This is a genomic window from Flavobacterium aquidurense, assembly GCF_001404985.1.
GTDB classification, from domain to species: Bacteria; Bacteroidota; Bacteroidia; order Flavobacteriales; family Flavobacteriaceae; genus Flavobacterium; species Flavobacterium aquidurense_B.
In genome coordinates this window covers 117,468-131,856 of record NZ_JRLF01000008.1, presented here as the reverse complement: position 1 = coordinate 131,856, position 14,389 = coordinate 117,468, and the positions used below count along the sequence as shown (strand labels likewise).

At 34.6% G+C, this 14,389-nt stretch carries 10 protein-coding genes; 6 read left to right on the top strand and 4 right to left on the bottom strand.

Going from position 1 to position 14,389, the window contains the following annotated elements; all coding sequences use genetic code 11:
- Positions 1–15: 15 nt before the first annotated feature.
- Positions 16–1,524 (bottom strand): ATP-binding protein, encoded by a 1,509-nt coding sequence (locus RC62_RS05895; protein ID WP_055093539.1) that lies wholly within the window; start codon positions 1,522–1,524, stop codon positions 16–18.
- 371 nt (positions 1,525–1,895) lie between these two features.
- Here RC62_RS05895 and RC62_RS05890 point away from each other — a divergent pair, with 371 nt between their 5' ends.
- From RC62_RS05890 to RC62_RS05865, 6 genes are all read left to right on the top strand, one after another.
- Positions 1,896–2,453 (top strand): RNA polymerase sigma-70 factor, encoded by a 558-nt coding sequence (locus tag RC62_RS05890; RefSeq protein ID WP_055093537.1) that lies wholly within the window; start codon positions 1,896–1,898, stop codon positions 2,451–2,453.
- Positions 2,454–2,567: 114 nt separating this feature from the next.
- Positions 2,568–3,488 (top strand): FecR family protein, encoded by a 921-nt coding sequence (locus RC62_RS05885; RefSeq protein ID WP_055093536.1) that lies wholly within the window; start codon positions 2,568–2,570, stop codon positions 3,486–3,488.
- Positions 3,489–3,747: 259 nt separating this feature from the next.
- Positions 3,748–7,086, top strand: a complete 3,339-nt coding sequence (locus RC62_RS05880; RefSeq protein ID WP_245176793.1) for a SusC/RagA family TonB-linked outer membrane protein — start codon at positions 3,748–3,750, stop codon at positions 7,084–7,086.
- Between the two features lie 20 nt (positions 7,087–7,106).
- Complete coding sequence (locus RC62_RS05875) at positions 7,107–8,642, top strand: RagB/SusD family nutrient uptake outer membrane protein (RefSeq protein ID WP_055093532.1); 1,536 nt, start codon at positions 7,107–7,109, stop codon at positions 8,640–8,642.
- A 537-nt stretch (positions 8,643–9,179) separates the two neighbouring features.
- Positions 9,180–11,003 carry an alkaline phosphatase gene (locus RC62_RS05870; protein ID WP_055093530.1) on the top strand — a complete coding sequence of 608 codons (1,824 nt, stop codon included), beginning with the start codon at positions 9,180–9,182 and terminating at the stop codon, positions 11,001–11,003.
- 589 nt (positions 11,004–11,592) lie between these two features.
- Entirely contained in the window at positions 11,593–12,642 is a 1,050-nt protein-coding gene (locus tag RC62_RS05865; RefSeq protein ID WP_055093528.1) for a beta-ketoacyl-ACP synthase III, read from the top strand.
- Positions 12,643–12,712: 70 nt separating this feature from the next.
- Here RC62_RS05865 and RC62_RS05860 read toward each other — a convergent pair whose 3' ends face one another.
- The 3 genes from RC62_RS05860 to RC62_RS05850 form a co-directional block, all read right to left on the bottom strand.
- Positions 12,713–12,931 carry a hypothetical protein gene (locus RC62_RS05860; RefSeq protein WP_055093526.1) on the bottom strand — a complete coding sequence of 73 codons (219 nt, stop codon included), beginning with the start codon at positions 12,929–12,931 and terminating at the stop codon, positions 12,713–12,715.
- A 144-nt stretch (positions 12,932–13,075) separates the two neighbouring features.
- A complete protein-coding gene (locus tag RC62_RS05855; protein ID WP_055093524.1) occupies positions 13,076–13,291 on the bottom strand; it encodes a hypothetical protein in 216 nt (71 codons plus the stop codon).
- Positions 13,292–13,612: 321 nt separating this feature from the next.
- Positions 13,613–14,263, bottom strand: a complete 651-nt coding sequence (locus tag RC62_RS05850; RefSeq protein ID WP_055093522.1) for a DUF1349 domain-containing protein — start codon at positions 14,261–14,263, stop codon at positions 13,613–13,615.
- Positions 14,264–14,389 lie beyond the last annotated feature (126 nt).

Genomic DNA, 14,389 nt, shown 5'->3' with positions numbered 1-14,389 from the left:
CAAAATATATTTTTTCTAAATCGTTTCTGCTAATTGTTTTAGTGGTAATGTTAGTATAAACTCAGCACCATTATCGATCTCGCTAACACAGGAAATGATACCATTATGTCTTTTGGCTATTTTTCTGCAAAGAGCAAGTCCAAGGCCATTTCCTTCGTATTGGTCTTTAGAATGTAATCTTTCGAAAGCATTAAATATTCTGTCGGCAAAAATTGGGTCTACACCAATTCCGTTGTCTTTTACAATTATTTTAGCATAATCGATGCCATTATTTTTAATGAGACTAAAAGATATCGTAACTCTTGGAGGCTGATCTGCTTTTGAAAATTTTAATGCATTATGAATCAAATTATAAAAAAGCTGATGAATAAGAATAGTAGCACCTTCGATTTCCGGAAGCTCACTAGTGATTAAAATAGCATCTTTTTCTTTTATAATAAGTTCCAGATCTGTTTTGATATTTTCGACAATTTCATCCAGATTGATTTTTTCAATTGGCTGCGTTGATTTATTCAGGGTAGAGTAGGCGAGGATTCCCTCTATAATAGTCTGCATTCGTTGAGCAGACTGATCTACTTTGTTGAGGTATTTTTTTGAATTTTCATCAAAGTGAATTCTGCTCTCGTTCCTTAACATACTATTAAAGATCTTAATTTTTCTAACAGGTTCTTTCAGGTCATGGCTCACCACATTGGCAAAATGAAGAAGATCATCATTCGATCGCCTTAACTCTTCAATATTCTCTGTAACTTGTTTTTTTAATTCTTCCTCAAATCTTCTTTGTTCATGAATATCCTGAATAATCCCGATAATTGTATTGGGTTTTCCATTTTCATCATTGATTATTTTACCATTAACTTTAACCCACTTAATAGACTGGTCCTCATTTACTATTCGTGCTTCATACGACATTTTACCTGTTTCAAGAGCATTTAGATGTGCTTCTTCACGCAATAGCTGATCATCAGGATGTAATTTTTTTATCAGTTCGTCATTAGGGATTTCATCATCAATAGACCATATTGCATTAAAATTACCTGAAGTTTTTATTTTTTTTGTAGCCAGATCTATCTCATATGTTCCCATGCCAGAAGCTTCAATTGCAATTCTAAGTCTTTCCTCAGCACTTTCCATATCTTGTTTGGCCAAATGAAGGTCCGTAACTTCTGTACCCGTATTCATTACGCCGTATATATTTCCCTGAGTATTAAAAAGAGGGATAAAACAATAGTTAAAATAATGCGGTTTCATGACGCCATCAATTACCAAATCGACCCTTTTATCATTTGCATGAAAAGGTATTCCCGTATTCAGCACATTCATTGCCTGATCAAAAATTTGCTGACTTTCAATTTCAGGAACAATATCCAGATATTTTTTTCCTATTACCTGATCGCCTTTTCCCCAGGTTTTTATCATGGCCGGATTAGCTAATTTCACTTGAAGATCTTTTCCTACATATACAGCTATTGGCAAGGGTGCATTGTCCACAATGTCTTTTAGAAGTAACAGATTATCGTACATGGGGCTGGAGATTTAATTTTTTCTACGAAGCTAATATCAAATTCAGCTTACGTTGTTATACTTCTTTTATCATTTATTTCAAAATTACAATCTAAGCCGTTTTATTTCAGAACACTTGTAATCAAAATTTTATATGCACGTGATAACATTTGCGAGACGAAATGTTAATATAATGTTTTATAAAATGACCTTTTTATTAATGTAAACGTAACCTTATCGACCTACCCTCATTTCTAATTTTGGAGACATATTATAAAACAAAACAATGTAGTATATGTCATTTTTTAAATTAAGAATACATCGCAAAAAAAGAAGTAATAACGGTGTTTTAGCAAATACCATTTGTTCGCTAAATGCAAAAGTGACCTATTATGTATAAAGGATTTACTGATGAGCAGCTTGTTGAATTATTGAGACAGGGAAAAGATAAAGCGTTTGATGAATTGTATTTTAGATATCGGGATCTCTTAGTTCGCTTTGTTTATATGCGAATGAAATCTGTTCCCGTTTCAGAAGAAATTGTCCAGGAAGTTTTTACCACAATCTGGGAACGTCGTAAAACTTTAGTGATTCAAAAGAAATTCTCGGCTTACATCTATACTTCAGTACGTTATGTGGCCTTAGATTATATAAAATCACACACCATTACAGATCAGTATATCAAAGAAGTTTCTGATCGCAGCAATAATGATTATAACAACAGCAATACAACCGAAGATTCTATTTATTATCAGGAACTGCAGCAAGCGGTAGATAAAGCGACTTTATTACTCCCTAAAAAATCAAAAGAAGTTTTTATCCTGAGCCGTATCAAACAATATTCGAACAAAGAAATTGCCGAAGAACTTAATGTCTCGCACGAAACCGTAAAGTATCATATTGCTTACGCGCTCAAATTTATGCGAAACTATTTAGGTGAATTCAACTGATATTGTTTTCAAAAATTAAGGAGGAACGTTTTTTCTTAACAAAAGCGTAACCTTATCTGCCTACCTGAAAATAAGATTTCCAAGACATACTATTAAAGAGATAAACAAATTATAATGCCTGAAAAATTACATCAAGATATACAGCTTTTTTTAGAAGGAAAGCCTTCTGAAAAAGGAGAAGAATTATGGAATAACTGGTACGATCATCCGGAACAAATTTTAGATCCTGCTATAATAATACAATCAGACCGTTCGAAATTAAAACAAGAAATCAGAAAAATTAAGAAAACAGACAACGTTATTTCTCTTCCATATAGAAATTGGGCTATGGCAGCTTCTGTAGCTTTTTTAATGGGATTGTCCTGCTTCTTTTATTTTTCATCTGTGCATACAATTTCTAAAGAATATACAACAAAATTAGGTGAACATGCTAAAATAACGTTGAGTGACGGAACTCAAATTTGGCTAAATGCCGGAAGTCTTTTAAAATATCCAATTGAATTTAAAGGAAGAACACGCGAAGTGTACCTTACAGGAGAAGCTTTTTTTGATGTAGCCAAAGACAAAGAACATCCTTTTATAATTCATACTGATAAAATGGATACCAAAGTATTAGGAACCAGTTTTAATGTTCAGGCATATCCGGATCACGCCACACAAGAAGTTTCTGTTCTAACCGGAAGAGTGAATGTAAAATCGACTGCTACAGAAGAAAATGTGTATGTAACGCCGGGACAAAAAGTAGTTTTTAAATCACAAAACAACAAAATTCAGGCTTTTACAGATATTCCGGTGAATTCTATTTCGTTATGGCGAAAAAACATCATTGTTTTTGAAGATGCTCCTCTACCGGAAGTGATCGCAACAATTAATCGGAATTATAATGTAGCGATTCAGATCGAAAACAAAAACCTCAACAATCTAAAAATCAGTGCATATTTTAAAGAGTTGCCCGTTAATCAGGTCGTGGCTTTAGTATGCAATATTATTAATGCCAATTATAAAATCGAAGCAGGAACTTATATCATTCAATAATTAAAATAGATTTAAACAAATCGGGTAATCTTTTAAATCAAAGCCACAGATTAAAAAGATTAAAAAAAATCTGCTCAATCTGCCAAATCTGCGTGCAAAAATGATAAACACAGAGAAGCAGGAATTTTATTAAAAACAATTAAGTAACAAATAAAATATCTACGTAGAAACCAAGCAATAATCCAAACACAATTAAAACTCCAAAAACATGAATCAAAAACAAAGGCGGTATGTTGTAAACTGTCAGAGCATTAAAAAAATGGTATTAACGAAAGCACTTTTGCTTACGGCTTTATTTTTTATCAGCTTCACAACGAACGCAGCAAGCGTTAATATTGGCAAGCGAGTAACCTTAAAAGTTGATAACGAAAGCATAAAAAGTGTTTTTCAGAAAATCGAAAAGCAGGCTGATGTACATTTTATGTACGAGACAAATCAGGTCAATACCAATCAGAAGATTAGTTTAAAACTAAACAATGTAACTTTAGAACAGGCATTAGATAAGATATGCAGCAATTTTTTTCTGAAATATGAAATTGTAAGCAATAATATTGTCATCAAGAAAAATCAAAAAGTTGCTGACTCAGGACAAGGAAAAATCAGTATTTCAGGAACTGTTTTTGGTGGTGATGACGGAATGCCTTTGCCGGGAGTTGGTATTAAAGATAAAGATTCTGATGCGGCTGCAACAACAGATTTCGACGGAACTTTCAAGATGGAAATCAATTCGTCTCAGGCAGTACTTATTTTTTCGTACGTGGGTTATGTTACTCAGGAAGTAAAAGTAAGCAGTTCAGATAAAAAAGTAAGCGTTAAGTTATTAGCCGACATGAAACAACTGCAGGAAGTTGTAGTTATGGGATATGGTTCTGTAAAAAAGAACGAAGTTTTAGGTGCTGTTGGAACTGTTTCGATGAAAGAAACGTCAAGCAGAACCTACAACAGTGCAGCCGAATTATTGCAAGGTACAGTTGCAGGTGTTACGGTAATTAATAATGGTGGAGATCCAACGGCGGAACCAACAATCAACATTCGCGGTATTGGTTCTTTGAATGCCGAAACACCTTTAATCGTATTGGACGGAATCATTTACAGCGGATCTTTAAATACATTAAACCCAAATGATATTGCATCGATCAGTGTGCTAAAAGATGCGGCCTCGGCAGCAATTTATGGGGCAAGAGCTTCTGGTGGTGTAATTTTAATTACGTCTAAAAAAGGAACTTCTGATCACATTAATGTAAATGTAAATTATCAGGGAGGTTTTCAGAGTGTGGCAAAAAAACTGGATGTTCTTAACGCAGCCGAATATGCTGATGCTATGAATACGGCAAGAGATAATGCAGGAATGCCTAGAATTCCCGCTTTTGATCCCGCATTTGAGCCAACAGCAAGAACAACAAGAACGAACTGGATGGATGAAATTTTCCGTACAGGTGAAATACAGGATTTATCTATTTCAGTAAATGGAAAAACCGAAAAATCGAATTTCTTTTTATCAGGAAGTTATAGAAAAAACGAAGGTATTTTATTGAATACTTTCGGAACGCGATATACAGCAAGAGCCAATTCCTCTTTTAAACTTGCGCCCAACTTTACTTTAGGAGAAAATTTGTCGTATTCCTTAACAGATGGTCAGGCGGCAAATACAAACAGCGGATATACAGGTGCTATTTTAGCAGCGATTTTTTATCCGCCAAATGCCACAATTTACAGAGAAGATGGTTCAGGACAATTTGGTGGCGTTCCTGAAAAATATATCGGTTCTTACGGAGACGTAATTAATCCGGTAGCATATTTAAAAAGACTGGACAACAGAAATCCTATTTCGACTATTTTGATTAATCCTTATGCGGAATGGGAAATTATTTCAGGATTAAAATTAAAATCAAACTGGGGTTATACCAGAATTCAAAACAATTCGACTGATTTTGCGGTTAAAATTACAGAACCGGGTAAGATATTTGATTTCAATAGATTAACGCAAACTAATGCAACCACTACAGATTTATTGAGCGAGCAAACGGTTTCTTACGAAAAATCATTGGGCAAACACAACTTTAAAGCTTTAGCGGGATATACGTACCAACAAACCAAAAGAGATTTTTATACCATACAAGGGACAGGTTTCGATAACGAAGATCCATCGCAGCGTTATTTATTAAATGCAAAATTAGTACAGCAATTAGGCGCAGGTCTTTCTGAAGAAATTATTTCATCTTATGTTGGAAGGCTGAATTACGACTTTAATCAAAAGTACTTAATATCAGGAATTGTGCGTCGCGACGGAACTTCAAAGCTAACATCAGAAAACCGATGGAAAGTATATCCTTCTGTTTCGGCAGGTTGGTTAATCTCTGAAGAAGGATTCATGAAAGGTATTAACCCAATTATCAGTAACCTGAAATTACGTGGAAGCTGGGGACAAATAGGAAATTTAGGAAATCTTGGACCTTACCAATTTAGTGTACCATTAAATCAAACCCAAGCTCTTGTTGGGTCAACTCCGGTAATTAATTACGGATACTCAGAAAGCGAATTATCGAACCCTAATTTAAGATGGGAAAGCTCTGAGCAAACTAACGTTGGACTAGATTTCACCATGTTCAATAATGCTTTGTCAGGATCTGTAGATGCTTATGTAAAAACAAACAAAGACATGTTAGTTCGTGATCAGCTTCCGGGTGTTTCGGGAACTCCGCTGGGTCGAATTGTAAACTCCGGAAATGTTGAGAACAAAGGAATCGAAGCAAGTCTGACATACCAAAAAACACGTGGTGATTTTAAATTTGATGTAACTGCCAATGCAGCATTTTTAAGCAATAAAATTGTTTCGATCAAAGACGATTTAACATCTCTTGAACCTTTGAATTTAAGCCGTGTTCGTAGTTTGCCTTTAGCTAATATTTATCAGGTAGGAAGTCCGGTTGGCGCTTTTTACGGATATTCTACAGACGGATTATTTCAAAGTAATGCTGAAGCAAAAGCATATGTAAATGCCAAAGGCGAAGTGTATCAGCCAAATGCCGTTGCGGGAGACATTAAATTTAAAGATGTAAACGGAGACGGCGTAATCAACAATAGCGACAGAGTAGTGTTGGGAAGCCCATTTCCTAAAACCACTTTCAGTTTAAATATGAACTTTAAGTACAAAGGTTTTGATATGAATGTGTTTTTTAGCGGAGCAGCAGGAAATAGCGTTTTTAATGCCGTAAAACATACTGGTCTAAACGGTTCTTTTCCAGGATATAATTTATTGGCAGAATCTAAAAATGCGTGGTCGCCAACAAATACTGACACCAATATTCCGGTGCTTTCATCAACGGATAATAACAATAACTTCGGACGAATCTCTGATTTTTATATCGAAGATGCTTCTTTCGTAAGATTAAGAAACCTTTCGATAGGATATACGGTGAAGGATCAATGGCTGAACGGAAAAGCGAAATTGAGATTCTTTATCTCAGGGCAAAACCTTTTTACGATCACGAATTATTCAGGAATGGACCCTGAAGTTGGATTGAACAACTTTGGTATGGACTTAGGAAAATATCCTCTTTCCCGTATTTATATGACGGGTGTAAATGCAACTTTTTAAAAAAACATAAAACAAATAAAATGAAAAATTTAAGTCTTTTAGTATTGAGTTTTGTGCTTTTATTAGGCGTGACAGCTTGCGAAAGCGAACTTGATCTGGTTCCGCAAGGAGCTCCGTCAAGCGGAAATTTCTGGAAAACCCCTGCAGATGCAAAAGCAGGAGTAAACGCGATTTATGCTTTATATTCTGATGATAATATGTATGGTCGCGGATTTTTCTGGCTAAACAATGCAAGTGATGATATTGGTACAAAACCAAGACAAAATGCAGAACGTATCAAGAATTTTATTGTTGATGGTGCAGAATCTGATACCAAAGATATCTGGAGAATTCACTACGAAGTAATGAAACGCTGTAACGATGTTATTCGCAATATCCCGAAGATTTCGCTAGACGAAAAAACAAAAAATATGATGTTGGGCGAGGCTTATTTCAACCATGCCGTAATGCATTTGGAACTAGCGTATCATTACGGAGATGATCGCGCCGGAATCCCAATTCAGGATCGTGAAGATCCAACAAATGTATATGTACCAAGAGCTAAAAATGTAGCTGAAAACTATGCCTATATCGCAGCAGATCTAGTAAAAGCAGCAGATTTATTGCCTTATTTTAATGAGCTAAGCTCAGACAATTACGGTCGTGCACACAAAACAGCAGCTTGGGGATATTTGGTTCGTACGTATTTGTATGCCAAAGACTGGGACAATGCCATTAAGTATGCAAATATGATTGTAAGCAGCGGAAAACACAAATTGCTCGATAATTTTGAAGATGTATTTAAAATCAAAAACAACTGGTCTTCAGAGTATATCTGGTCAGTAACTTCAAGTGCCGAAAACACTTCTTTGGGTTCTATTTTCCCTGGAGTTTGTCTTGAAGATAAAGGTTGGGGAGTTTACAACGGTTGGGGAAATTTTTATCCTACCAAAGAATTGTTTGATACTTATGATCCAACAGATAAAAGACGCAGCGCTACTATTTTGCAAAAAGGAGATAAGTTTATGTATTTTGGTGAATTAGTGACTTTCAACGAAGGCAAATATATAGTAAGTTCAAGTAACAGAACCGGATATCAGTTCAATAAATATATGGAGCCGTTTGGTTACCCAAAAACAACTTCTGGCGGAATCGACATTCGGTATGTAAACGCTAATGGAGACAAACCTTCAACAGCTTTAAACGTACCTCTTTTGCGTTATGCCGATGTGATTTTAATGTTGGCTGAAGCCAAATTAATGAAAGGCTTAAACGCCGATACCGAAATCAATATGATTCGTCACCGTGCAGGTCTTGGTGATCTTGCCGGAGCAACAATGACAGACTTAAAAAGAGAAAGACGTTGCGAATTGGCCGGAGAATGGACAGACCGTCATTTCGACTTAGTACGTTGGGGCGATGCTCAGGCAACATATGCAAAACCTTTACACCATTATAACGGAACGGTGATTTATCCGGCCCGTAATTTCAACCCGGCCATTCACCATGTTTGGCCAATACCACCAGATGAAATCGCAGTAAGCAAAGGAGCACTTACGCAAAATAAAGGCTGGTAATTTGTAGTTTCAGTTAGTTTGTTTTGTTTTTTCTACACTGCAAGCTTGTCGGAGCTTGCAGTTGTAAGAAAAAAAGAAATAAATTTTTAGATATAAAAACAAACCGGTCTTTTTTACAAAAAGGCTGGTTTGTTTGTTTTTTCGCCACTGATTAAAGGATTAAAGTGATTTTACCCCATGAAACTAGATAAACTATACGGACTATATGTGTTCAAACAAGTCCCAGTGGGAAGTCATATTTATAGAAATTTAATGGGATAAAAGAATCTGAACCCCATAGGGGTGACATATATATATATCGCTCCTCTGGAGCTTTAATGGGGGAATCTATAATTGCTATAAATATTCCGCTCCAATGGAGCTTAAAATTAATTAACATAAAATGAGAAAAAACTTTGCGCCTTTGCGAAATTAAAACTGACATAGATTATCGATTTTCTTTGTGGAGTTTCTTGCGAAGATTTCTCGTTCCTCGAAATGACAAAAATGAGATAAATCAACTACAACTTTAAAAAATAAACAAACCCAGTTTTTCCAATGAAAAAAATAATCACCCTTTTTTGCCTCCAATTCTTCCTGTTTGCACAAGCGCAGGAATATAGTTCATCCAATATTCATTCGCATAATGACTATGCGGGTAAACTTCCTTTTTACGAAGCTTATTCTAATGAAACAGGTGTTATCGAAGCTGATGTTTTTTTAGTAAATAATGAACTTTTTGTGGCTCATACTTCTAAAGAAATCACACCACAAAATACCCTTAAAAGCCAATATTTGGATCCGCTTTCTACTAAATTGAAAAGTCTGGGAGGAAAAGCTTATCCAGATAATAAACCATTGATTTTAATGATCGATATCAAAACAGAAGCCGATGCCACTTTAAAATTAATCGCCCAACAAATCAAAACCTATCCTGATATAATTTCGAACAAAAATCTAAAAGTGGTGATTTCAGGAAACCGACCTTCTCCAACAAACTGGAAAGAGTATCCTGAATTTATTTATTTCGACGGAAGATTAAATGAAAATTATTCTCCGGATCAATTGTCACGTGTCGAAATGATCAGCGAAGATTTAAAAGAAATCACCATTTGGAATGGGAAAGGTGTAATGACACAAGCCGATGCTGAAAAAGTACAAGCCATCATTAAAAAAGTACACGATCAGAACAAAAAAGTACGTTTTTGGGCAACACAGGATAACGTAAATACGTGGATGACGCTGATGAACCTAAAAGTTGATTTTATAGGTACTGATAATGTTCCGGAATTAACGCATTTCATCAACAATATCAAATCTACATTTTATCAAAATGCCGAGTTTCACCAGGCATATATTCCTAAAAATGCTTCGGCTTTCGCCAAAAAGAAACCGAAAAATGTTATTCTTTTAATTGGTGACGGAATGGGTTTAACACAAATATATTCAGGTTACACGGCGAATAAAGGGCAATTAAGTTTATTTAATATTCCGACTCAGGGATTTTCGATCACCAAATCTTCAGACAGTTATATTACCGATTCGGCTGCGGGAGCAACTGCAATGGCTACAGGACATAAAACCAATAACCGTTTTATTAGTGTCGATGAAAACGGAAAACCTCTTGAATTAATTACGCAACAATTGGCAAAGAAAAACTATAAAACGGCAATCATTTCTGCAGGAAATATTACCGATGCTACGCCTGCGTGTTTTTATGCACATCAGCCGGAAAGAAGTTACAGTGAGCCAATAGCTGAAGATTTTTTATCAAATCCATCGGATATTTTGATTGGTGGAGGACCAAAAGAATTTATTTCGAGAAAAGATGGTAAAGATCTTTCTAAAGAATTAAAAGAAAAAGGATATACTTTTTCGGATAAATTCAGTTCTCTCGATACCATCAAAAATAATAAATTTATTGTTTTAGACGATGCTTCGGTAGTTTCAATGAAAAACGGAAGGGAAGATTTTTTAACCAAATCTTTGGCGAAAGCGACTTCAATTTTAGCGAAAACAAAAAAGCCGTTTTTTATCATGGCCGAAGGCGCGCAAATCGATTATGGCGGACATCAAAATAATGTAGAATATGTAGTTAGGGAAATGCTTGATTTTGATAAAGTTGTAGGACAAGCAATGGAATTTGTAGACAAGAATCCGGAAACATTATTAATCGTTACGGCAGATCATGAAACAGGAGGACTTTCGTTAATTGACGGAAGTATTGAAAAAGGATATGTACACGGAAGTTTTAGCACAAACGATCATACCGCAGTTCCGGTTCCGGTTTTTGCTTATGGACCAGGTGCAGAGAATTTTACAGGAGTTTATCAAAACACCGAAATTTACACTAAAATAATGGAAGTTCTTTTTAAGAAGTAAGATTCAAAATTTAAATATAAAAGCCGCTTTTCATAAGAAAGCGGCTTTTTGTATAAATAGTAACAATAGTTGAAGGGAAACCATTTTGTAAAACGAGCAAGAATATTGTAGGTAATTTAATAGATTAAAATTTAGCTTAAGTAGAATTCAGAATAGTATTTTTTATAAAATGAAAACAGTTAATTAAGAAATTTCATCGAAATAAAAACTTAATTATGCTGATTTGCGAATTTTAGTCAAAGAGCCTGAAAAAATGATGAATCATAGTATAATACGATAAATTAGTGCTGAATAAAAAAAAAGAATGCAAATTTTAGAGCGTTAATGTTTTTATAATAGCAAAACCTAGTGTTAGAAGTAATGAGATAAGGAGTAAATTAACATTAATAATGCTGATATCTTATTATTAATGTATTAAAAATAGGGTATTTAGAATTCTGGCGTATATATTCAAGACAACCATAATCATGACGGGTTTAGTGACATCATTGTTGTCTTTTACAATTTTCTGACGTTATTTTGTAGTATCTTTTTTTTTACTACATCAAAAACAGAAAAAAGAAAATCAAAATAACAAAAACAAAAATAAATGAAGGCAACAATTACAGCTATAGGTGGCTTTGTACCAAGTTCTATACTTAGTAATGAGATGATTTCAAGAATGGTTGAAACTACAGGAGAGTGGATAGTAAAAAGAACCGGAATAAAAGAACGAAGATTAGCTAAGGATGAAAATCAGGGAACATCTGATCTTGCTTGTGCAGCAATCGAAAATCTATTCGAAACTTATGATATAGATCGTTCAGAAATTGATGGTTTAGTATTGGCAACTGCTACGCCAGATCATCTTTTAACACCAACGGCAAGTAAAGTTTGCGAGAAAAGCGGATTTACCAATGCATTTGGGTTTGATCTTAATGCGGCTTGCAGTGGCTTTTTATATGCACTGGAAATGGCTACAACGATGATTGAAAGCGGACGCTACGAAAAAGTTGTGGTAGTTGGAGCTGATAAAATGAGTTCAATCGTAGATTATGAAGATCGTAATACCTGTATTCTTTTTGGAGATGGAGCAGGAGCGGTACTTTTAGAGAAAACAGAATCTGAATACGGAATGATGAAAAGTATCCTGAGAACTGACGGCAGTGGTACATCGGCACTTTTGGTACCTGCAGGAGGTTCGAAACTTCCGGCAACAGCTCAGACAATTGCAGACAAAAAACATTTTGTGAACCAGGAAGGTGCATTTGTATTTAAACGAGCAGTTGAATCAATGAGTAATGTATCGAGAGATGTGCTTGCCAGTAACGAATTAACGGTAGATGATATTGATTGGGTTGTGCCACACCAGGCTAATCTAAGAATTATAAATGCGGTTAGCGAAACCCTGAATATTGCAGCTGAAAAAGTAAAAGTAAACATAGACAGATACGGTAATACAACTTCGGCAACAATTCCGTTATGTTTATGGGATTTTGCAGCTGATTTTAAAGAAGGCCAGAATATATTGATTACAACCTTTGGAGCTGGTTTTTCCTGGGGTGCAACTTGCCTGAAATGGGGAGTGATGCGAAATCTTAGAAATTTACAAGCTATAAAAACCGAGAAGGAATTAGAACATGATTTAGTATGCAGCTAAATTTTCTGAACATAAAAAAACTCCATTTTATAAATGGAGTTTTTTTATGTTTGGCAATCTTTACAGACTGTTAGATATTTTCTGCACCTGTATCTGTTATACTTTCATTCGTAGTCTGGTCTTGACAGCTGTTATCCAGATGAGCATTTTCGACTTTGTCATCCCAATGTCCCCAATCTCCCTTGTACGACTTTACATATATTAAATCAATATTATTTGTCGTGTAAACCTGACTTTCATACGGACATTTTTTAAGGCTTTCACTGTTGAAACTGTTTGAATTTTTCATGACTTGAGTGTTTAAGTATTGAGCTCAAAGTTAGATCATTAGCTTACGTAAGTGTTATATTATAATTTGTATTTGTTATTGAATTAACATCTGGTAATTTATAGATTACCATTTATAATTACTTAAGCATTACCACAAATGATCTTATTTTTTAGAATTTTTTCGGCTTTGACTTCTCATTAAACTGTAGTCGCACATTCCGTTTACAGTATATTCTATTTTAAATTCAGCAAGAAGTTGCGTAACTATTTGCATTGTGGCGTTTTCATCCAGTCCAATTTGTTCACCAAGATCTATAATGTTATGATGTCCGTTACTTTTTATTAAGACATTCAGAAAATTCTCTTTATCTCTCTTCATTTTTATCTTTTTTATTAATGTACATGTCTTTATTATAAAGCGATACATAGGCGTCAATTCCTGATTTCATGAAATTCTCTCCTGATGTCGACCAGCGTATTAAAAATGCTGCCAGTTTTTATCTTTATAGTTTGATGTGTGAAGTTCATATCCTCTTTTTGTTGGCAAAAAACCTTTTGATAAGCAGCAAGTATTAACAATATTAAGTATAATAAAAATTTGGTTTTCATAATCAGAATTTATTTAGTGCTGGTTTATGCCGCTATTAAGAATGACAATAAGAGAGACTTGCTATTTATTACAAATGTTAGACTAAATTGCTTATTGATTGTTTTTTAACCATTCTAAACGTCTTTGATCAGGAAGATGTGTGATTTTAAAATCTTCAAAAGTAGCGGTAAACCCTTTTCCGTCTGGACTTGCAGCCATCATTCCAACCTGCACGGTTTTATGTTCCGGAAAATATACGGTATTAGTCATCGTGTAATTTACGCCATCTATAGAGTAAAAAATTTCTACAGCATCGAGTCGGCGTACCGCTTTCATCCATACATTTTTTGGTTTTTCCTTAAGTCCCATTACACTCCATGAACTTTTATCAATAGTGTGTACAGTACTTATATTATATACGCCGTCTACGTATTCTACACCTGTTTTGATATAATTGTTTTCATCTATTCTGAGCATTAGGCAAACCTGGTCGAATCTGGTTTTATACGCTCCGCTCATTTTTACAACAGTTTCAAACTCACCGCTTCTTTCTGTATAAAGAAAAGGTCCGTCATATACTGTAAATCCGTAATGGCTTTTGTTCCAGTAATCAGATTGAGGTGTAACCTGCATAATAAGTTTGTTATCTTTTATTTCCCACTCAGCTGGTTCATTAAGCCAGTTCATTGAATTTAATTTTTGGGCGTTTACTTTTACAGACATAATAAGTAAAAAGATTAGAACGAATTGAATTCTCTTCATGATGTAGTAATTTGAATTTTATTAATAATTTACAAAGTAGATGATTCATTATTTTTACAGCAATAGTTATTTATAACCATTTTTTAGAAAACCACATTTTTTTTCTATTTTTATCGATCTCTATGG